This is a genomic window from Scandinavium sp., assembly GCF_032012665.1.
Classification (GTDB): domain Bacteria; phylum Pseudomonadota; class Gammaproteobacteria; order Enterobacterales; family Enterobacteriaceae; genus Scandinavium.
In genome coordinates, this window is record NZ_DALZVG010000028.1 from 1 (window position 1) to 20,457 (window position 20,457).

At 54.6% G+C, this 20,457-nt stretch carries 18 protein-coding genes; 10 read left to right on the forward strand and 8 right to left on the reverse strand.

Annotated elements, in window-relative coordinates; genetic code table 11:
• The 4 genes from RTU33_RS18460 to RTU33_RS18475 all read right to left on the reverse strand — a co-directional run.
• Positions 1 to 248: Rnf-Nqr domain containing protein (locus RTU33_RS18460; protein ID WP_312629289.1), on the reverse strand; the 248-nt coding region annotated here is incomplete at its 3' end.
• Positions 241 to 1,035: a Na(+)-translocating NADH-quinone reductase subunit C gene (locus RTU33_RS18465; protein WP_312629290.1), complete on the reverse strand. Its 795-nt coding sequence runs from the start codon at positions 1,033 to 1,035 to the stop codon at positions 241 to 243. The genes RTU33_RS18460 and RTU33_RS18465, both read right to left, overlap by 8 nt.
• On the reverse strand, positions 1,028 to 2,266 hold the full coding sequence (locus RTU33_RS18470; protein ID WP_312629360.1) for an NADH:ubiquinone reductase (Na(+)-transporting) subunit B: 1,239 nt from the start codon (positions 2,264 to 2,266) through the stop codon (positions 1,028 to 1,030). Before RTU33_RS18470 ends, RTU33_RS18465 begins: the two co-directional genes overlap by 8 nt.
• A 3-nt stretch (positions 2,267 to 2,269) precedes the next feature.
• The gene (locus tag RTU33_RS18475) at positions 2,270 to 3,613 is read right to left on the reverse strand and encodes a Na(+)-translocating NADH-quinone reductase subunit A (protein WP_312629291.1); all 1,344 of its coding nucleotides are present in this window, start codon (positions 3,611 to 3,613) and stop codon (positions 2,270 to 2,272) included.
• Positions 3,614 to 4,001: 388 nt separating this feature from the next.
• On the opposite strand from RTU33_RS18475, the gene dpaA reads away from it, so the two are divergent.
• On the forward strand, positions 4,002 to 4,739 hold the full coding sequence (gene dpaA, locus RTU33_RS18480; RefSeq protein WP_312629292.1) for a peptidoglycan meso-diaminopimelic acid protein amidase: 738 nt from the start codon (positions 4,002 to 4,004) through the stop codon (positions 4,737 to 4,739).
• On the opposite strand, the gene RTU33_RS18485 is transcribed toward dpaA, so the two are convergent.
• Together RTU33_RS18485 and lpcA are read right to left on the reverse strand one after the other, a co-directional pair.
• Positions 4,710 to 5,477 carry a class II glutamine amidotransferase gene (locus tag RTU33_RS18485; RefSeq protein WP_312629293.1) on the reverse strand — a complete coding sequence of 256 codons (768 nt, stop codon included), beginning with the start codon at positions 5,475 to 5,477 and terminating at the stop codon, positions 4,710 to 4,712. The two genes, dpaA and RTU33_RS18485, sit on opposite strands and share 30 nt — an antisense overlap.
• Positions 5,478 to 5,584: 107 nt before the next feature.
• Positions 5,585 to 6,166 (reverse strand): D-sedoheptulose 7-phosphate isomerase, encoded by a 582-nt coding sequence (gene lpcA / locus RTU33_RS18490; RefSeq protein WP_312629295.1) that lies wholly within the window; start codon positions 6,164 to 6,166, stop codon positions 5,585 to 5,587.
• 237 nt (positions 6,167 to 6,403) lie between these two features.
• On the opposite strand from lpcA, the gene fadE reads away from it, so the two are divergent.
• The 8 genes from fadE to RTU33_RS18530 all read left to right on the forward strand — a co-directional run bounded on the left by fadE (position 6,404) and on the right by RTU33_RS18530 (position 17,475).
• Complete coding sequence (gene fadE / locus RTU33_RS18495) at positions 6,404 to 8,848, forward strand: acyl-CoA dehydrogenase FadE (RefSeq protein ID WP_312629297.1); 2,445 nt, start codon at positions 6,404 to 6,406, stop codon at positions 8,846 to 8,848.
• A gap of 172 nt (positions 8,849 to 9,020) precedes the next feature.
• Positions 9,021 to 9,791, forward strand: coding sequence for an amidohydrolase (locus tag RTU33_RS18500; RefSeq protein WP_312629298.1), 771 nt, complete (start codon positions 9,021 to 9,023; stop codon positions 9,789 to 9,791).
• Positions 9,792 to 9,972: 181 nt separating this feature from the next.
• A complete protein-coding gene (locus RTU33_RS18505) occupies positions 9,973 to 11,238 on the forward strand; it encodes an ABC transporter substrate-binding protein (RefSeq protein WP_312629299.1) in 1,266 nt (421 codons plus the stop codon).
• Positions 11,239 to 12,159: a sugar ABC transporter permease gene (locus tag RTU33_RS18510; RefSeq protein WP_312629300.1), complete on the forward strand. Its 921-nt coding sequence runs from the start codon at positions 11,239 to 11,241 to the stop codon at positions 12,157 to 12,159.
• Complete coding sequence (locus RTU33_RS18515) at positions 12,156 to 13,001, forward strand: carbohydrate ABC transporter permease (RefSeq protein ID WP_312629301.1); 846 nt, start codon at positions 12,156 to 12,158, stop codon at positions 12,999 to 13,001. Before RTU33_RS18510 ends, RTU33_RS18515 begins: the two co-directional genes overlap by 4 nt.
• Positions 13,002 to 13,003: 2 nt before the next feature.
• Positions 13,004 to 14,098 carry a sn-glycerol-3-phosphate ABC transporter ATP-binding protein UgpC gene (locus tag RTU33_RS18520; protein WP_312629302.1) on the forward strand — a complete coding sequence of 365 codons (1,095 nt, stop codon included), beginning with the start codon at positions 13,004 to 13,006 and terminating at the stop codon, positions 14,096 to 14,098.
• Positions 14,099 to 14,185: 87 nt separating this feature from the next.
• Positions 14,186 to 15,826, forward strand: coding sequence for an alpha-glucosidase (locus RTU33_RS18525; protein WP_312629303.1), 1,641 nt, complete (start codon positions 14,186 to 14,188; stop codon positions 15,824 to 15,826).
• Positions 15,827 to 15,828: 2 nt separating this feature from the next.
• Positions 15,829 to 17,475: an alpha-glucosidase gene (locus RTU33_RS18530; protein ID WP_312629304.1), complete on the forward strand. Its 1,647-nt coding sequence runs from the start codon at positions 15,829 to 15,831 to the stop codon at positions 17,473 to 17,475.
• A gap of 627 nt (positions 17,476 to 18,102) precedes the next feature.
• Here the strand turns inward: RTU33_RS18530 and RTU33_RS18535 are convergent.
• Together RTU33_RS18535 and RTU33_RS18540 are read right to left on the reverse strand one after the other, a co-directional pair.
• Positions 18,103 to 18,588: a hypothetical protein gene (locus tag RTU33_RS18535; protein ID WP_312629305.1), complete on the reverse strand. Its 486-nt coding sequence runs from the start codon at positions 18,586 to 18,588 to the stop codon at positions 18,103 to 18,105.
• Positions 18,585 to 19,397, reverse strand: coding sequence for a winged helix-turn-helix domain-containing protein (locus RTU33_RS18540; protein WP_312629307.1), 813 nt, complete (start codon positions 19,395 to 19,397; stop codon positions 18,585 to 18,587). Before RTU33_RS18540 ends, RTU33_RS18535 begins: the two co-directional genes overlap by 4 nt.
• 597 nt (positions 19,398 to 19,994) lie before the next feature.
• Here RTU33_RS18540 and RTU33_RS18545 point away from each other — a divergent pair.
• Positions 19,995 to 20,354, forward strand: a complete 360-nt coding sequence (locus tag RTU33_RS18545) for a phosphatase PAP2 family protein (protein WP_312629309.1) — start codon at positions 19,995 to 19,997, stop codon at positions 20,352 to 20,354.
• Positions 20,355 to 20,457: the final 103 nt, after the last annotated feature.

Sequence of the window (20,457 nt, forward strand, 5' to 3'; positions counted from 1 at the left end):
GCGATGATCGCCATCTGCACGATAATGCGCACGCTGTTCGGAATGTGGTGGCGGATCATCGAGATAAACATGCTGGAAAACGCCGTCACCAGCGTGACCGCAATGGTCATCACGAAGGCCGTTTCCAGCCTGGTCGTTACCGCCAGCGCCGAACAGACGCCCAGCACCTGCAGCGCAATCGGGTTATTGGCAATAAGCGGCCCCACCAGCACCCGTTTTACTTCTTTCATTTCACCGAGTTCAGCCATGGTTCAGGCCTCCTTCACGCATCTGTTTGAGGAATGGCCCAAAACCCTGCTCTCCCATCCAGAAATCAAAACTGTGCTGCACGCCGTTGGAGGTCAGCGTCGCGCCGGACAGCCCGTCCACCGCATACTCATCGCCCGGACGCGCCGCGCCTTTCATGACCTTCAGCGCAGGCATGCCGTTGTCATCCAGCACTTTTTTACCGACAAACTGCTTACGCCAGGCCGGGTTTTCCACTTCCCCACCGAGCCCCGGCGTTTCACCCTGATCGTAGTAAGTGATGCCTTTCACCGTGCGTCCGTCGGTATCCAGCGCCACAAAGGCATACATCATCGACCACAGGCCGTTGCCGTAAACAGGCAGCACCACCTGCTGCACCTTTTGCTGGGCATCTTTAACGAGGTAGATTTCCACCACGTTGCTCCGTCGCTTAATGCCAGCCGGATCGTCGCCGGCCACCAGCTGAATGCTCTGAGCAGGATCTTTAAGCGCCAGCCCCTGGTTAAAAGTGCCCGGATCTTTATCTAGCAGCGCACCGCTTTTCAGATCCAACAACCGCGGAGAAATACGCCCGGCAAAAACCGATGCGACGTCGCCCGGCGTCATTTCCGGCTGCATCAGCCCGGCTACAGCCAGAATATTGCGCTGCTTATCCAGCGCTCGCTGCTCCTGCTGACGGGGCTTCAGACCGACCGCCGAGCCCGCCACGATGACGGAGCAAACCAGGCAAAGCACCAGCACAACCAGCAGCGTTTTACCGATGCTATCGTTACTTTTCACTTCAGCCACGCGACTTCCTCCGCTTGATGTTGGCCTGCACCACCAGGTAATCGAACAGCGGTGCAAAGAGGTTGGCAAACAGAATGGCCAGCATCATGCCTTCCGGATACGCCGGGTTAACCACGCGGATTAGCACGCACATCACGCCAATCAGCGCGCCGTAGGCCCATTTCCCTTTGTCGGTAAAGGATGCCGAAACCGGATCCGTCGCCATAAACATCATGCCGAAGGCAAACCCGCCGAGCACCAGATGCCAGTACCACGGCATGGCAAACATTGGGTTAGTCGCGGAGCCGATAAAGTTGAACAGGGTGGCTGTCGCTATCATACCGAGCATCACGCCCGCGACGATGCGCCAGGAAGCAATACGACCGAAAATAATGAGCGCGCCGCCGAGCAAAATCATCAGCGTGGAGACTTCACCAATTGAACCTGGAATGTTACCGAGGAAGGCATCCATCCAGGTGACGGGCTGCCCGGTGGTAACGTTCACCAGCGCTTCTCCGCCATGGCTTGCCCATTGGGAAAGCGGCGTTGCACCTGAGAAGCCATCCGCTGCCGTCCACACCAGATCGCCAGAGATTTGCGCTGGATAGGCGAAGAACAGAAACGCACGCCCCGCCAGTGCAGGGTTGAGGAAATTACGTCCGGTTCCGCCAAAAATCTCCTTGCCGATCACTACGCCAAAGCTGATGCCGAGCGCCGCCTGCCACAGCGGCAGCGTGGGTGGCACAATCAGCGCGAACAAAATGGAGGTGACAAAGAAGCCTTCATTGATTTCATGTTTGCGCACGATGGCAAACAGCACTTCCCAGAAGCCGCCGACGATGAATACGGTCAGATAAATGGGCAGGAAGAAGACCGCGCCTAATCCCATCATGCTGAGCCAGCCCGCATCTGGCGCGAAGCTCACGCCCAGCCACTGTGCCACGCTGTAGTGCCAGTGGCTGGCAATCACCTGCTGCAGCTGTTCCACGCCGTAAAGCTTGTGCAAAGCCGGAAGGGTTTGCAGCCCGACGTTGTACATACCCCAGAACATGGCCGGGAATACCGCCAGCCATACCAGGATCATCATGCGTTTGAGATCGATGGCATCACGAACGTGCGATGCCCCTCTGGTCACCTGACCCGGCGTGTAGAAAATAGTCGCCGCCGCTTCATACAGCGGGTAATACTTCTCCAGCCTGCCACCTTGGGTAAAGTGCGGCTCAATTTTTTCCAGCAGATTTTTCAAACCCATCATTTATCCTTCCTGCTCAATGCGGGTTAAGACCTCACGCAGCGCCGGGCCGTATTCATATTTTGCCGGGCAAACATAGGTGCAAAGCGCCAGATCTTCTTCGTCAAGTTCGAGACAGCCCAGCGCCTGCGCGCTGTCGGTATCGCCAGCCAGCAAATCGCGGAGCAGGTGCGTCGGTAAAATATCCAGCGGCATCACGCGCTCGTAGTTGCCAATGGGCACCATCGCCCGTTCGCCGCCGTGAGTGTCCGTGGAGAAGCTGAACAGCTTGCGCTTGAGAAAATGGCCGAGCGTGGTACGGGTAACAGAGAATTTGTCTTTGCCGGGCATCACCCAGCCAAACAGCTCTTTCTCACGCCCTTCTTTCACTACGCTCACCTGCAGGTGGTAGCGGCCGAGGAACGCATATGGCCCCAGCGCACGCGTCCCGCTCAGCACCGATCCGGAAATAACCCTGTTTTCACCCTCAGCAAGTTCACCTGCCGTCAGCTGTTCAAGGCTTGCGCCAAGCTGAGTTTTCACCAGGCGCGGCGTTTTCACCTGCGGCCCGGCAAGAGAGATAACGCGCTCCGTCCACAGCTCGCCCTCCACGAACAGCTTGCCGATGGCGATAACATCCTGATAATTCAGATGCCAGACCTGCTTCGTCAGGCTGACCGGTTCGAGAAAATGGATGTGCGTGCCCGGAAGGCCTGCCGGATGCGGTCCGGTGAAGGTATTGAAGGTGACCTGGCCGACGGGATGCCCGCCCAGTATGCCGCCGCTTGCCTGGCAGACGTGCACTTTGCCGTCCGTCAGGCGCGTCAACGCCGTTAAGCCCGCATTAAAGGCTTCGCGATGCTGAAAGATGATGGGCAGCGGATCGGCGGCCAGCGGGTTGGTATCAATAGCGGTGACAAAAATCGCCGCTGGCACGCTTGCCGGTACCGGAATTTTGCTGAAAGGCCGCGTGCGCAGGCTGGTCCATAAACCGGACGCCAGCAGTTGCTGCTGCACCGCTTCGCGATCCAGCCGAACGAGTTCCGCGGCCTCCGTGCGTGGAAACGCAATCGCGTCTTCACCGTCGATATCAATGACCACGGCCTGCAGCACGCGGCGTTCGCCACGGTGAATGGCGCTGACCACACCGCTTGCCGGAGCGGTAAAACATACGCCGGGCGTCTTTTTATCTTCAAAAAGCACTTGCCCTTTACGCACACGGTCGCCTTCCTGCACCGCCATTAAAGGGCGCATGCCGATAAACTCTTCTCCCAGAACGGCAATGCGTGTGATCTTTACGCTTTCGGCAGTCTCCTGCGAAGGCACGCCTGCGATAGGCAGATTCAACCCTTTTGTAATTTTAATCATGTCGTTACTGTCACTAAAACCCAGCGTAGAAAGAAGAAATAAGAAAGGAAAAGCCAGGGCCAGAGGGCGCTGCTGGCGGCAGTGCGATGAGAGTAAAGCATCCTTTCTTAACCTGATCGTAAGACCGAAGAAGTTTACAGGATGAGTCGCTCGAAAGCAGCATTTGCGCGGTTTGCAGGCCAGTATTTGCGAGCAAATACGCAAAGTTCTGACAGATTTGAGCAGAAAAACGGTTTATAACGTAAAACTTATTTGTAAACCGCGCAGTCCGGACTTGCGAAAAACTTTGGTGATGCTAATGTGAGCGCACCAATTCAGGACAATTCTGATTCCGGGTTTATTTTGGCCTCCCGGCCTCTCTTCACCGTTTTATCAAGGAACATGTAGTATGCGCAAAATCGCATTGTTACTTGCGATGCTGTTGATCCCGTGCATGTCATTTGCCGGTTTGCTGAGCAGCTCCAGCTCGACCACGCCAGTCAGCAAAGAATACAAGCAGCAGCTGATGGGCTCACCGGTTTATATCCAGATCTTCAAAGAAGAACGCACCCTTGATCTTTACGTGAAGATGGGCGAAACGTACCAGCTGCTCGACAGCTACAAAATCTGCAACTATTCCGGCGGGCTGGGGCCAAAACAGCGTCAGGGCGATTTCAAATCTCCGGAAGGCTTTTATAACGTCTCCCGCAGTCAGCTCAAACCCGACAGCCGCTTCTATAAAGCCATCAACATCGGCTTTCCAAATGCCTACGATCAGGCACACGGCTATGAAGGGAAATACCTGATGATCCACGGTGCCTGCGTGTCGATTGGCTGCTACGCCATGACCGATACCGGTATTGATGAGATTTTCCAGTTCGTGACCGGCGCGCTGGTGTTTGGTCAGTCAAGCGTGCAGGTGAGCATTTACCCGTTCCGCATGACCGACGCCAACATGGAACGCCACAAATATTCATACTATAAAGACTTCTGGTCACAGCTGAAGCCGGGATATGACTACTTCCAGCAGACGCATAAGCCGCCAACGGTTTCCGTCGTCAACGGACGCTATGTTGTCAGCAAGCCGCTGAGCCACGAGGTGCGCTCGCAGCTCGTGTCAAACTACACGCTCCCCCAGGCAAAATAACGCCCACTCGCCTGGCATAATCTTGTGCCAGGTTTCATTGCCGGTTAACGGCTGTGTGGCAATCACGGTGACCACATCGTTCGGTGTGGTTTCCCGCTGAAAATCAATTTCCACATCCTGATCCAGCAGCGTTGCCACCCCAAACGGCGCACGACGCGTGATCCAGTACAGATTGGTCGAGCAAAACGCCATTACGTAGCGCCCATCCGACAACAGCATATTGAACACGCCCTTTTCGCGCAGCTCACCCGCAAGCGTCGCAATATATTTGAATACTGCGTTCATGTTGCCCGGCGTACGTGGGTAGCGTGTAGTGAGTTTGTGCAGCAGCCAGCAGAAGGCCTTTTCGCTGTCGGTTTCGCCTACCGGGCGGAACTGACCGGTTTCCAGCGATTTATACCCCGTCAGCTGCCCGTTGTGGGCGTAGGTCCAGTTGCGGCCCCAAAGCTCGCGGGTAAAGGGATGGGTATTCTCCAGCGCCACTTCGCCGCGGTTCGCCTGGCGAATATGGGCAATGACGGAGCAGGATTTGATCGGATAGTCCTGCACCAACCGGGCAATCGGCGACTGAAAGCTCGGTTGCGGATCCTTAAACGTGCGGCAGCCTTTACCCTCATAGAAGGTAATTCCCCAGCCATCTTTATGCGGCCCGGTGCCGCCACCGCGCTGTACCAGCCCGGTAAAGCTGAAGCAGATATCGGTTGGCACATTGGCGCTCATCCCGAGCAGTTCGCACATAAATCACCTCTTAGCGCTTTCAGGCAGCGCCGGGTGGCGCGTTGCTTACCCGGCCTGTGGGCTGAGTTGCTGGCCGGGCAAACGCAGTGCCGCCCGACACAACATCATCAGGCCTTAACCATCTCTTTTTCGATCAGCATAATCAGGATATGGATAACCTTAATATGGATTTCCTGAATGCGATCGGCGTAGCCAAAGTGCGGCACGCGAATTTCAACGTCCGCGGAACCCGCCATTTTCCCGCCGTCTTTACCTGTCAGGGTGATCACCTTCATGCCCTGCGCGCGCGCCGCTTCAATCGCTTTAATAACGTTGCCGGAATTACCGGAGGTGGAGATACCAAACAGAACGTCGCCGGTACGGCCAACGGATTCCACGTAACGGGAGAAGACGTATTCGTAACCGAAGTCGTTGCTCACGCAGGAGAGATGGCTGACGTCGGAAATCGCGATCGCCGGGTAGCCAGGACGGTTTTCACGGTAGCGTCCAGTCAGCTCTTCGGCAAAGTGCATGGCATCGCAATGTGAGCCGCCGTTGCCGCAGGAAAGGACTTTCCCGCCAGCCTTAAAGCTGTCCGCCAGCAGTACTGCGGCGCGCTGGATAGCGTGAATGTTCGCTTCATCGGCGAGGAAATTAGCCAGCGTTTCTGCGGCTTCGTTCAGTTCATTACGAATCAGATCCTGGTACATGAGGAATGTCCTTCCGCTTTGATTATTAACCTCAGCAGTGTAACGGATAGCGGCTGACGCGAGAAGCACTCCCCTGCGTAATCCACCCCGCTTTTGATTTTCCGTGCCCCCGAATGCGGCAACAGTGTGAGCTGGGTTGTAATTATTTTGTAAACACATTGATAAAAGAAATAACATCCACTACAACCATATCATCACAAGTGGTCAGACCTCCTACAAGCAAGGGAGCATTTCTTTATGATGATTTTGAGTATTGTTGCAACCATCGTGTTACTCGGGGTGCTGTTCTATCATCGGGTTAACCTGCTGCTGAGCAGCCTTGTTCTGCTGGTCTGGACCGGTGCGCTGGGCGCTGTCGGGCTATGGAATATCTGGCTGCTGGTGCCGCTGGCCATTATCCTGCTGCCGTTCAACCTGACGCCAATGCGTAAATCGATGATTTCCGCGCCGGTGTTCCGCACCTTCAGCAAAGTTATGCCGCCGATGTCCCGCACCGAAAAAGAAGCAATTGATGCGGGCACCACCTGGTGGGAAGGCGATCTGTTCCAGGGTAATCCGGACTGGAAAAAGCTGCACAACTATCCTCAGCCGCACCTGACGCCGGAAGAGCAGGCCTTTATCGACGGGCCGGTAGAAGAAGCGTGCCGCATGGCAAACGACTTTGAAATCACCCACGAAATGGCCGATCTGCCGCCAGAGCTGTGGGCGTATCTGAAAGAACATCGCTTCTTCGCGATGATCATCAAGAAAGAGTACGGCGGCCTGGAATTCTCCGCTTACGCACAGTCCCGCGTGCTGCAAAAACTCTCCGGCGTCTCCGGGATCCTGGCGATCACCGTCGGTGTACCGAACTCCTTAGGCCCGGGCGAGCTGCTGCAACATTACGGCACCGACGAGCAGAAAAATCATTATCTGCCGCGTCTGGCACGCGGTCAGGAAATTCCATGCTTCGCGCTGACCAGCCCTGAAGCGGGTTCCGATGCGGGCGCTATTCCGGATACCGGCGTGGTCTGCATGGGTGAATGGCAGGGCGAGCAGGTGCTTGGCATGCGCCTGACCTGGAACAAGCGCTACATCACGCTGGCCCCTATCGCCACCGTGCTGGGCCTGGCGTTCAAACTTTCCGACCCGGACAAACTGCTCGGCGGCGAAGAGGATTTAGGCATCACCTGTGCGCTGATCCCAACCGGCACGCCGGGCGTGGAAATTGGCCGTCGTCACTTCCCGTTGAACGTACCGTTCCAGAACGGTCCAACCCGCGGTCAGGATATTTTTGTGCCGATCGACTTCATCATCGGCGGGCCAAAAATGGCCGGTCAGGGCTGGCGTATGCTGGTGGAATGTCTCTCCGTGGGCCGCGGCATTACCCTGCCGTCTAACTCTACGGGCGGCGTGAAATCCGTGGCGATGGCGACGGGTGCCTATGCCCACATTCGCCGTCAGTTCAAAATCTCCATCGGCAAGATGGAAGGGATTGAAGAGCCGCTCGCGCGTATCGCCGGCAACGCCTACGTAATGGATGCTGCTGCATCCCTGATTACCTATGGCATTATGCTCGGTGAAAAACCGGCGGTGCTGTCAGCAATTGTGAAGTATCACTGTACCCACCGCGGCCAGCAGTCAATCATTGATGCGATGGACATCACCGGTGGGAAAGGCATTATGCTCGGCGAAGGCAACTTCCTCGCCCGTGCTTATCAGGGCGCACCAATTGCCATCACTGTGGAAGGTGCCAACATCCTGACCCGCAGCATGATGATCTTCGGCCAGGGCGCCATCCGCTGCCATCCGTACGTGCTCGAAGAGATGGCCGCCGCGCAGAATAAAGACCTGGACGCGTTCGACCAGCTGCTGTTCAAACATATCGGCCACGTGGGCAGCAATAAAGTGCGCAGCTTCTGGCTCGGCCTGACTCGCGGCCTGACCAGCAGCACGCCAACCCACGATGCCACCCGTCGTTACTATCAACACCTGAACCGCCTGAGCGCGAACCTGGCGCTGCTGTCAGATGTGTCGATGGCGGTACTTGGCGGCAGCCTGAAGCGTCGCGAGCGCATCTCAGCCCGCCTGGGCGACGTGCTGAGCCAGCTCTACCTGGCCTCTGCCGTGCTGAAACGCTATGACGATGAAGGCCGGAACGAAGCGGATCTGCCGCTGGTTCACTGGGGCGTTCAGGACGCGCTGCATCAGGCAGAACAGGCCATTGATGACCTGCTGCGCAACTTCCCGAACGGGTTCGTGGCAGGCGTGATGCGCTTCGTTATCTTCCCGACGGGCCGCCACTACGCCGCACCTTCTGACAAACTGGATCACGCCGTGGCGAAAATCCTGCAGGTACCAAGCGCCACCCGTTCACGCATCGGTCGCGGCCAGTACCTGACGCCGAGCGAGCACAACCCGGTGGGTCTGCTGGAATCAGCACTGATTGACGTGATGGCTGCCGATCCTATCCACCAGCGGATCTGCAAAGAGATTGGCAAGAACCTGCCGTTCACCCGACTTGATGAGCTGGCCCGCAACGCGCTGGCGAAAGGGCTGATTGACCAGGAAGAAGCTGCCGTTCTGACGAAAGCCGAAGAGAGCCGCCTGCGCAGCATCAACGTGGACGACTTCGAACCTGACGCACTGGCCACAAAACCGGTAAAGCTCCCGGAAAAAGTGCGCAAGATTGAAGCCGCATAACAAAGCATAACAACAGGGCCGGACAACGATTCGGCCCATGAAAATCACATCACGTGTTCATACTCAAAGCGGAGAAATTCTCCGCTTTTTTTATTGAAATGTTACGCACTCTCGCCCTGCCCTGATAAGGTAGAAGCCTGAATCGTGAGCCTGACATCGGGAGTTTTAGACCGTGCCTAACCTGAAAGTAACCGTCCTGCAACAGCCCCTGGTGTGGATGGATGGCCCCGCCAACCTGCGCCACTTCGATCGTCAGCTGGAAGCCGTCAGCGGGCGGGACGTGATTGTCCTGCCGGAGATGTTCACCACCGGTTTTGCCATGGAGGCCGCCGTTCAGTCGCTACCTGAGGCGGACGTCATTGCCTGGATGCAGGATAAAGCTCAGCGGGCCGATGCGCTGATTGCCGGAAGCGCTGCCCTGCAAACCGAACGCGGCCCGGTTAACCGTTTTTTACTGGTTGAGCCCAACGGCACCATTCATCACTACGACAAACGTCATCTGTTCCGCATGGCCGATGAGCATCATCACTATCAGGCTGGCGACGAGCGCGTGGTGTTTGAGTGGCGCGGCTGGCGGATTATGCCGCTGGTGTGCTACGACCTGCGCTTCCCCGTATGGTCACGTAACCACAACGATTACGATCTGATCCTGTACGTCGCCAACTGGCCCGCGCCGCGTTCTCTGCACTGGCAGGCGCTCCTCACCGCACGCGCCATTGAAAACCAGGCGTACGTGGTTGGCTGCAACCGCGTCGGCACCGACGGCAACGGGCATCACTATCGCGGCGACAGCCGGGTGATTAATCCCCAGGGCGAGATCGTCGCCACAGCCGAGCCGCATCAGGCCACGCTGATTCACGCCGAGCTGTCGCTGACTGCGCTGAAGGAATACCGCGAAAAATTCCCGGCCTGGCAGGATGCCGACACCTTCACCCTCGACTGACTTCCCTCTTAGCGCTTCTTTCTGCGAAGCGCTGAAAAAAAATCCTGTTCGTGCGGTAGATCCGGATTTAGCACAAAGATTAGGCAGCTAACTTGCTGCCTGGCCTCGTTGTTAACTAGCTTTTGAGATGGCGTTTTCTATATACGCCACCTCTGGTTACGTCTGAACAGTCGAGGACATAATGAAAAAACTGACGTTAAGTATGATGACCTTAGCGCTGGCAGGTGTCGCAAACGCGGCGCTGGCCGACACCCTGCGTATGGAATGCCCTATCTCTCCCGGCGGTAAGGAATACTGCAGCTACGTCAAAGACCGTTTTGAAAAGCAAACCCACAACAAGCTGGAGTTTATTGAATTCCCGGCGGCCTCCGACGAGAAGCTCGCCCTGCTCCAGCAGCTGTTCGCCGCTAAGGATGAAAAAGCGGTGGATCTGTTCCAGTCAGACACCATCTGGGTCGGGCTGCTCGATAAGCAAACTCTGGATCTGACCGACGCAGTCAGCGACATGAAGGGCGATTTCTTCCCGGGCCCGTGGGCCAATGACACCGTAAACGGCAAGGTCAAAGCTATCCCCGCCTATCTGGACACCGGCGTGCTCTATTACCGCAAAGACCTGCTGGAAAAATACAACGAGCAGCCGCCAAAAACCTGGGATGAGCTGACCCGCATTGCCACCAAAATTCAGGCCGAAGAGCGCAAGGCCGGGCACAACAACTTCTGGGGGATGATCTTCCAGGGCAAATCCTACGAAGGCCTGACCTGTAACGCGCTGGAGTGGATTGATTCCTACGGTGGCGGCACCTTTATCGACGAAAAAGGGAACGTGACCGTTAACAATCCAAAGGCCGCGGCGGCGCTGGACATGGTCGCAGGCTGGATTGGCAAAATCACGCCAAAAGGCGCACTCGGCTATAAAGAAGAAGAGTCACGGGCCGTATTCCAGAACGGTGACGCGCTCTTTATGCGCAACTGGCCATACGCTTACCTGTTATCACAAGGGGCGGATAGCCCGCTGAAAGGCAAAGTGGGCGTAGCCCCTCTACCTGCCGGGCCGGACGGCAAATCCGCCAACGCGCTGGGCGGCTGGCAGTGGTCAATCAACGCCAACACCAAAAACAAAGACGCGGCTATTGCGCTGCTGAAAATCCTCACCGATGCCGACTCGCAGAAAATGCAGCTGAAGTATCTCGGTTTTGCCCCGACGCGTTCAGTGCTGTATGAAGACAAAGCAGTGATGGAAAGCGCGCCGCACCTGACGATGTTCAAAGAGATCTTCGCCAATGCGGTCCCGCGCCCGGCAACTGCGACCAGGAGTCAGTACCCGCGCGTCTCCAACGCCATCTTCAACGTCACCTTTAAGGTGCTGAACGGCGGCAGCGACGGCAAAACTGCGGTGGCGGATCTGCAAAAGCGCCTGGAGCGCGTGAAAGGCAAGGACTGGCATTAATTGGCGCACTCAGGCTATCAGCAGCGGCGCCGCCGTATCGCATGGATACTGGTGGCGCCCGCCCTTTTATTACTGGCGCTGGCGGCAGGATGGCCGCTGGCTCGCACCTTCTTTTTCAGCTTCACCAACGCGATGCTCGACAACCCGGGCGAGTATCAGATGGTGGGGCTGGCTAACTATTACCTCAATCATGACGGCGACATCAGCGGCGTGCTGGCTGATCCGCTTTGGTGGCAGGCTGTAGGCAACACGCTGTGGTTCACGGTGGTTTCCGTCTGTCTGGAAGTGCTGCTCGGCATGCTGCTCGCGCTGCTGATGAACGAGAAGTTTCGCGGCCAGGGGCTGGTGCGCACCGCCATCCTGGTGCCGTGGGCTATTCCGACCATCGTCAGCGCCAAAATGTGGGGCTGGATGTTCCACGATCAGTACGGCGTAGTGAACGATCTGCTGGCGAAGATCTTCGGCTATCAGGCGCATCTGGCGTGGATTGCGGAACCGTCGCTGTCGATGTGGGCCGTGGTGATCGCCGACGTCTGGAAAACCACGCCGTTTATGGCGCTGATGCTCCTGGCGGCCCTGCAGCTGATCCCCGGCGATCTCTACGAAGCCGCACGCGTGGACGGCGCAAGCGCCTGGCAGCGCTTTAAGCGCATCACGCTGCCGCTGATCCTGCCTGCCATGGTCGTGGCGGTCATTTTCCGGGTGATGGACGCCATGCGCATTTTCGATCTGATTTTCGTCCTGACCTCCAACAGCGAAGCCACCATGTCCGTTTCCGGCTACGCCCGCGAGCAGATCATCTCCTATCAGGATATGGGCGCGGGCTCCGCGGCGTCGGTGCTGGTCTTTATGATGGTGGCGGGCATTGCCGCCTGTTTTATCCGCGTCTCAAAGCTTAACGACAAGGAGAAGCGGCCATGAAAACCACGCGCACCCAGCGACGCTTTGGCAAAAACCTCACGATTTACGCAGGCGCGACGCTTGCCGTGCTGTTCTGCGTTTTCCCGTTTTACTACGCAATCCTGACCTCGCTGCGCACCGGACAGGAGCTGTTTTTACCGGCCTATCTGCCGAGCGGCTGGCACTGGCATAACTATGTGGTCGCGCTGGTGGATAACGGTATCGCCCGCAGCCTGCTGAACTCGGTGCTGGTGGCGACCATCACCGTTGGCATCTGCCTGCTGGTGTCCGTCACCGCCTCGTTTGCGCTGGCCCGCGTGCCGTTTCGCGGCAGGCGCTTTCTGCTGTTCACCATTTTGTGCGTATCGATGTTCCCGCAGGTGGCGGTGCTGACCGGCATGTTCGAACTGGTGCGCTTTCTGGGGCTGTACGACTCACTGGGCGCGCTCGTTCTCTCCTACACCACGTTTTCGCTGCCGTTTACCGTCTGGGTATTGACCACCTTTATGAAGTCGATCCCGGTCGAACTCGAAGAAGCGGCCATTGTCGATGGCGCAGGCACCTGGACCATTATCCGCCGCGTCTTTGCGCCGATCCTCGCCCCGGCGCTGGTCACCACGGGCCTGCTGGCGTTTATCGGCGCGTGGAACGAATTTATGTTCGCGCTGACGTTCATCATCTCCGGAGACAAACGCACGGTGCCGGTAGCCATCAGCATGTTCAGCGGTGCCTCCACCTTCGAGCTGCCATGGGGCAGCATTATGGCGGCATCGGTGGTGGTGACGCTGCCGATCATCATCCTGGTGCTGATCTTTCAGAAACGTATCGTCAGCGGGCTCACCAGCGGAGCAATTAAGGGGTAACGATGGGGCAACTGGTACTCGACAAGATCAGCAAGCGTTACGGCTCCTCTTCGGAGGTGATCAAGCCGCTGGATTTGACCGTCAGCGATGGCGAATTCGTGGTTGTGGTCGGCCCTTCGGGCTGCGGCAAATCGACGCTGCTGCGGATGGTGGCGGGGCTTGAAGAGATAAGCGAAGGCGAAATGCGCATCGACGGCGTTTGCGTGAACGATGACTCCCCCTCCGAGCGCGGCATCGGGATGGTGTTTCAGTCTTACGCGCTCTACCCGCACATGACGGTTTACCAGAACATGGCGTTTGCTCTTGAAATGGCAAAGCGCCCGGCCAAGGAGATCGATGAAAAAGTCAGGAACAGTGCGCGCATTTTGCAACTTGAAAACTTGCTCGACAGGCGGCCGAAAGATCTTTCCGGCGGCCAGCGTCAGCGCGTGGCGATTGGCCGGGCGATAGTGCGCGAACCCAGCCTGTTTCTGTTCGACGAGCCGCTCTCAAACCTTGATGCTTCACTGCGCGTACAGATGCGCATGGAGATCGCCGCGCTGCACAAGCGTATTAACGCCACCATTCTGTACGTCACCCATGATCAGGTGGAGGCGATGACGCTTGCTGACCGGATTGTGGTGCTGAATCAGGGCCATATAGAGCAGGTCGGCTCTCCGCTTGAGCTGTACGATCGCCCCGCCAACCTGTTCGTTGCGCAGTTTATTGGCTCACCGAAGATGAACCTGATTGCTGGCACGCTCACCGCAACGAGCGAAAGCGAAACGGGGGTGGATCTGGAGAACCGCCAGCGCATGGTGCTGCCAATAGATACGCTGAGGGGAAAAGTTGGCGATCGCGTATGGCTTGGCATCCGCCCGGAGCACGTTCAGCTGATTGACCTGCCCGTGGCGGATGTGGAGGGCGAAGTGCTGTTTGTCGAGCAGATGGGCAACGAAACGCTGCTCTACGTCAACGGTGGCTATGGCAGCGAACCCCTGGTGACGCGCCTGACGTCGCGGCTGGAAATCGCGCCCGATCAGCGCCTCGGCCTGCGCCTGCCGCCGGAGCGCTGCTATTTGTTCGATGATGCGGGACTGGCATTTCAAAGGCTTTAGTGGTGGATGTCTCTACGCTTATCCCCCCTGCAAGGGTTTTGTAGGTCGGGTAAGCGCAGCGCCACCCGACATTCAAAGGAGAAAGCAATGGAGCAAAAATGGTGGCACAGCGCCGTGGTGTACCAGATCTATCCGCGCAGCTTTATGGACAGCAACGGCGATGGGATCGGCGATCTCGGCGGCATCATCAGTAAGCTCGATTACCTCCACCAGCTAGGTATTAACCTGATCTGGCTCTCGCCGGTGTATCGCTCGCCGATGGACGATAACGGCTACGACATCTCCGACTACGAAGATATCGCCGCCGAGTTCGGTACCCTTGCCCGAATGGACGAACTTATCGAACAGGCGAAACGGCGCGACATCCACATCCTGATGGATCTGGTGGTCAACCACACCTCCGACGAGCATCCGTGGTTTCTCGAAGCGCTAAAATCCCCCGATAGCCAATACCGTGACTTCTACATCTGGCGCAAACCGGCAGCGGACGGCGGGCCGCCGAATGGCTTTCGTTCTTATTTTGGCGGCAGCGGCTGGGCGTTCGACGAGGCGAGCGGTGAATACTATCTGCATCAGTTTTCAAAGCGCCAGCCCGATCTCAACTGGGATAACCCGCGCGTACACGAAGAAGTCCACGCCATGATGAATCGCTGGCTCGCCCGCGGTATTGGCGGCTTTCGCATGGACGTTATCGACCTGATTGGCAAAGAGGTCGATAAGCAAATCATGGCCAACGGCAAAAACCTGCACGCGCTGATTCGCCAGATGAACCGGGCCACCTTCGGCAAAGGTGATTACGTCACGGTCGGTGAAGCCTGGAGCGCCTCGCCGGAGGATGCGTTGCTCTACAGCGCTGAAGATCGCGATGAGCTGTCGATGGTGTTCCAGTTTGACCACATCAAGCAGTTCTGGGACGAGCACGCCGGAAAGTGGCGCAGCAGGCCGTTTGAGCTGTCGGGTTTCAAAGCCGTGATCGATAAATGGCAAACGGCGCTGGCGCACGAAGGCTGGAACTCGCTGTTCTGGAGCAACCACGATCTGCCACGAGCGGTGTCCAAATTCGGCGACGAGGGAGAGTATCGCGAAGCCTCTGCCAAAATGCTCGCCACCGCCCTGCACTGCCTGAAGGGGACGCCTTATATCTATCAGGGCGAAGAGATCGGCATGACCAACGTGCGCTTCAAATCCATTCATGACTACCGTGATATCGAAACCCTGAACCTCTACCGCGAACGGGTGGAGGCAGGCGTCAGCCATGAAGAGATGATGCTCGGCATCCACGCCAACGGGCGCGACAACGCCCGCACGCCGATGCAATGGGACGCAAGCCCAAATGCCGGTTTTACCAGCGGTACACCGTGGATTGCCGTGAATCCCAACTACCGGGAAATCAACGTCGCCGCCGCGCTGGCGAATCCGGATTCTGTTTTCTGGCATTACCAGAAGCTGGTGGCGCTGCGTAAACAGCACCCTGTTCTGGTGTACGGCGACTTTCAGCAGATCTTTGCCAGCCACCCGCAGGTTTTCGCGTGGCTCAGAACCCTCGGCAGCGACACGCTGCTGGTGATAAACAACTTCAGCCGCGAACGCGTGATGCTGAAGCTGCCAGAAGAGATGCACGGCTGGCACGGCGAATGCATGATTAGCCATTACGCCCCACGCGAACTGCTTGGCTCGAGCATCGAGCTCCAACCTTATGAATCCTTCGCAATACTGATCGGGAGATAACGATGGCAACCTGGTGGAAAGAGGCCGTGGCCTACCAGATTTATCCGCGCAGTTTTAAGGACAGCAATGGCGACGGCATTGGCGATCTCAACGGCATCACCGATAAACTCGACTACCTGAAGGATCTGGGCATCGATCTGATCTGGATCTGCCCGATGTACAAATCGCCTAACGACGACAACGGCTACGACATCAGCGACTATCAGCAGATCATGGCGGAGTTCGGCACAATGGCCGATTTCGACCGCCTGCTGGCCGAAGTTCACGCCCGCGGGATGCGGCTGATTATCGATCTGGTCGTCAACCATACCTCCGACGAGCATCCATGGTTCCTGGAATCCCGCTCTTCAAGAGACAATCCGAAACGCGACTGGTACACCTGGCGCGACGGGAAAAATGGCGCGGAGCCGAACAACTGGGAAGGCATTTTCAAAGGCTCAGCGTGGGAGTTTGATCCGCACACTGAACAGTATTACCTGCACCTGTTTACCCGTCGTCAGCCGGATCTGAACTGGGAGAATCAGGAAGTACGCAGCGCGGTTTACGAGATGATGCGCTGGTGGCTGGACAAAGGCATCGACGGCTTTCGCATCGACGCCATCTGCCATATGAAAAAAGAGCCGACGCTTGCCGATGTGCCCAACCCTGATAATCTGCGCTATGTGCCGTCAATGAAAAGCCACCTCAACTACGACGGGCTGCTGGACTACGTCGACGACATGAGCCGCAACGTCTTTCAGCACTACGACATCGTCACCGTTGGCGAGGTAAACGGCCTGGATTCCGCTCACGCCGAGGAGTGGGTCGGCGAGCATCGCAATCGTCTGAATATGGTGTTCCAGTTCGAGCACGTACGGCTGTGGGAAACCGAAGCCGGGATCCGCCCCTCTCCCGCTCAGCTGAAAAAAATCTTCACCGCCTGGCAGGAGGCGCTGGAGGGCAAAGGCTGGAATGCGCTGTACGTCGAAAACCACGATTTAACCCGCATCACCTCACGCTGGGGCGATACCCAGCACTACTGGCGGGAAAGTGCGACTTGTCTCGCGGTGCTTTATTTTCTGATGCAGGGCACGCCGTTTATCTATCAGGGCCAGGAAATCGGCATGACCAACACCCACTTTAATGGCCTGGCCGACTTCGATGATGTCTCAGCGAAAAATATGTGGCGGGATATGGCAACGCAGGGCAAAAGCGAAGAGGAAATCATTGCCTTCCTCACCCACACCGGGCGCGACAACTCCCGCACGCCAATGCAGTGGGATCACTCGACCAATGCCGGTTTCAGTGAGGTTAAGCCCTGGTTTCAGGTCAATGCCAACCACGTCATCATTAACGTTGCCGCTCAGCAGCAGGATCCCGATTCGGTGCTCAATTTTTATCGGGCCCTGATCGCCCTGCGTAAAAAAGAGCGCACGCTAATCTATGGCCGCTATCGGCTGGCGCTGGCGGATCACCCGCAGATCTATGCTTATACCCGTGAGCTGGGCAACGAGACGTTTCTGGTGCTGTGTAATTTGTCGTCCAAATCTGCACAGTGGCCGCAGAGCGAGCTCAGCCTTGAAGGTGCGAAGTGCGTGCTGGGGAACGCTGCACAGATTGACGAGCCTTACCGGCTTCATCACTGGGAAACGCGGGTTTATCAGTTTTGAGTTGCACTCCCCTCACTCATCCAACTGTTATTGATCAAACCTACCTCGTTGCTGATGCAGCCAACCCGATTAATTTATAAAGGCGGATCAGTACAAGTTAAATGCTTTTCGATAATATTCGAATTTAAATGGTCATTTTCAAACGGTGCCATAGTCAGTGCTTAGTACTAGATAATGAGGTTTCAGCCATCGGCAAGTCTATCTGCACCAGACAGAACCGCTCAGTGTAACGTTCAGATAATGGAATATTTAGCCATCCATTTTCGGCATATGATCACATGCAGCATTGATCATCAACTGTCCAAATTTTCACTGAGCAGTTCTGGTTCAACGGACTGAAACGCCACACAGTGGCGAGAGGTTTTATCAAACAGAACAGGCCTGTGTTAAATATTATTGAGTATTCTAAATACCTAGATAGCACAAATATTCAACATTTCCACCTATACAGTTCAAATATTAACCTTACTGCGAAGAATAATAGAATACTAATGGGTAAATAATAACAACTGATGTTCCTCCTGATTCACTAAAAAAAACAGTGCTATAAGAGCATATACCTATAGCTGGCAAACTGCCAATCCCAAAAGTTGGGTGTAGATGTAGATATAAGGGGAGTAAATATAGTCATTTCACTAAATCTTTACAGTAAAAAATGGGCACATTTTCTTTCAGGAAAAACACCCCGCCTTTCTCCTGTCGTAAGTAAAATGAAATTGTCGAATTAGGCCGTACAAAAAAATTAGGCAGAATTCTTTCAGCATTTAATTGAGGAAAACTATTTTTCTCAGGAACGAGCATCTTTTCCCCTTTAATACTCAACATATCCCCTTTATATTCCCCCGAAAAGTATATGATGCGGCTAAGTATACCTTCATACTGATGATCTGCGTAGACCGGCCCATCAAAGGAAAGATACCCTCGACCATTTGAATAAAACAGCCGACCGATAAATGGCATGGTCAGGTCATGGTTTGATATAACCATATTTATGGTGCAATTCATTTTCTGGTTGAATTGCTTAAGCTGCCATCCATAGGCAAAAATCGCCAGGGAAAAAGACAACATTATCAAATTAAATTTCAGGATACTTATTTTACGAAATTTTATCATTGTGCATTACTCGCATAATAATAGCTTTTGCATTCAAGACCATAAACTTTTGATCTTCCGGTAGGGTGGCACAAAATGGCCGACGAACGAGTCCTCATCGGCCATTGGCTAATGTACGCCACAGAAAACCCCTTACAATCAAATACCGTTGGTGAGAACCGGTTGGAGATTTTCGCTGCATCGTCATTATTTGTATACATCGAACATCCGGAAGATAATTTCTGATAAAAAGTATAATTATCAAAAAAACGGGGGAACGGTGATTTACTCTGTAGATAAACATATAAAATGCTCCCAGCGAAACATGTTAGCATCAAAAAGGAACTTATCAGTCTCAGCTTAACGGATCTTTTTTCACCTGCTGGATTTAAAGCAATATTAGGGTGGCTGATGTCAGCTGGCTGAGACAGAGATTTACCCTCATCTTTTAAAAAAGTATTTTGAATTACAGTTACAGGAACTGTAACTTGTAACCCACTGCGTTTTACTGTAGTAACAATATCCTCTTCAGGTAACACAGCACCGATCTGCCGACGGAGGTTTGATACCATCTGGTAAAAGGTGTTCAGGGAGATTTTGTCAGCCCTTTCTGGCCAGCCAGCCTGAATCAACTCTTCATAGCTAACCACGCTTCCGTGCTCGCTCAGCAGCTTCTCCAGACATTGAGCAGCAGGGATGTACAGAAGGGATTCTTTTCCTGATAAAACATGACGTAATTTTCCCTCTTCGAGAATAAAGTCAACGCTCCCAGCGATGCGATATCCTAAAGGTTTAGCATTATCAGAATTTTTAACCGAAGTGTCAGACATATAGATTAGCCCTCTGAATTAAAAAAAGCTTATAAAATTATAGGAGTTTTCTCAACAAAATGTAGAACACCTGGGTCGCTATTAATACAGACCTTGCATAGACTCCTTTGCCATGCAAGCTCAATCCAGGCTAATATTCCCTACATCTTCTGAGGGCATGATAAGAAAATAAAACCATTTTTATCAATGCGTTATAACTTCGGCCTGAATCATCCATCATTCATCATGGCGCACTTTCTGCACAAAAAACGCCCCCTTTTTCCCCGAACAGGAAGTTTTAATTTCAGAATTAATTTCGAGAAAAATCCCATCCACGACAGCCCTTATTATTGACTAAAACCATTGCTCCCATTAGGGAAACTTCGTAATGTATTCCGCATGAGAAAGGGATTTCTTAATGCCTCTTCTGGCTAACCCAGGTTAAAAACAGAGATTTTATTCACTTTATTCTGATTTATTGGTCCGGCAGATGATGCCGATTACAAAAACATCACGCAAATATTTTCCGCAGCCTTCGGCGAAGAGATTTCACCGTCAAACACGCCAAAGTTGTATGCATTACTGCAAGGTGTTCTGAAGGATAGCCACGACTTCGCAATGCGAGGTTCTAAAGATCATTATATGCAAGTCAGGCCTTTTGTTTTATTTAAGAATCATACCTGCACGCCTCAAGACGATGAAAAAATGGCAAAAACGGGTTCATATCCCTCCGGGCACGCCTCATTTGGATGGGCAGCAGCATTAATATTAGCTGAAATAAATCCCGGTCGAGAAACGGATATTCTGAAGCGCGGTTATGATTTTGGTCAGAGTCGAGTTATCTGTGGGGCCCATTGGCAAAGTGATGTGGATAACGGTCGCCTAATGGGTGCAGCAGTGGTTGCTTCCTTACATAGCAATCCTAAATTTAATATGGCGTTAAATAATGCGAAGGAAGAATTTAAACAGACCATTTAAAAAGCAATTAAGCATTATAAAAAGCCAGGCAATGCTTAGTGATATTAATGTACGAATCAGCAATTTCTCTTTCATTTTCTGGAAAGTACTGACGATTTGGCTA

Bases quoted from the DNA above. Each gene is read 5' to 3' on its own strand.
- RTU33_RS18470 (WP_312629360.1), bottom strand. From the start codon at position 2,266: ATGGGTTTGAAAAATCTGCTGGAAAAAATTGAGCCGCACTTTACCCAA.
- RTU33_RS18475 (WP_312629291.1), bottom strand. From the start codon at position 3,613: ATGATTAAAATTACAAAAGGGTTGAATCTGCCTATCGCAGGCGTGCCT.
- dpaA (WP_312629292.1), top strand. From the start codon at position 4,002: ATGCGCAAAATCGCATTGTTACTTGCGATGCTGTTGATCCCGTGCATG.
- RTU33_RS18485 (WP_312629293.1), bottom strand. From the start codon at position 5,477: ATGTGCGAACTGCTCGGGATGAGCGCCAATGTGCCAACCGATATCTGC.
- lpcA (WP_312629295.1), bottom strand. From the start codon at position 6,166: ATGTACCAGGATCTGATTCGTAATGAACTGAACGAAGCCGCAGAAACG.
- fadE (WP_312629297.1), top strand. From the start codon at position 6,404: ATGATGATTTTGAGTATTGTTGCAACCATCGTGTTACTCGGGGTGCTG.
- RTU33_RS18505 (WP_312629299.1), top strand. From the start codon at position 9,973: ATGAAAAAACTGACGTTAAGTATGATGACCTTAGCGCTGGCAGGTGTC.
- RTU33_RS18515 (WP_312629301.1), top strand. From the start codon at position 12,156: ATGAAAACCACGCGCACCCAGCGACGCTTTGGCAAAAACCTCACGATT.
- RTU33_RS18520 (WP_312629302.1), top strand. From the start codon at position 13,004: ATGGGGCAACTGGTACTCGACAAGATCAGCAAGCGTTACGGCTCCTCT.
- RTU33_RS18525 (WP_312629303.1), top strand. From the start codon at position 14,186: ATGGAGCAAAAATGGTGGCACAGCGCCGTGGTGTACCAGATCTATCCG.
- RTU33_RS18530 (WP_312629304.1), top strand. From the start codon at position 15,829: ATGGCAACCTGGTGGAAAGAGGCCGTGGCCTACCAGATTTATCCGCGC.
- RTU33_RS18535 (WP_312629305.1), bottom strand. From the start codon at position 18,588: ATGATAAAATTTCGTAAAATAAGTATCCTGAAATTTAATTTGATAATG.
- RTU33_RS18540 (WP_312629307.1), bottom strand. From the start codon at position 19,397: ATGTCTGACACTTCGGTTAAAAATTCTGATAATGCTAAACCTTTAGGA.
- RTU33_RS18545 (WP_312629309.1), top strand. From the start codon at position 19,995: ATGCGAGGTTCTAAAGATCATTATATGCAAGTCAGGCCTTTTGTTTTA.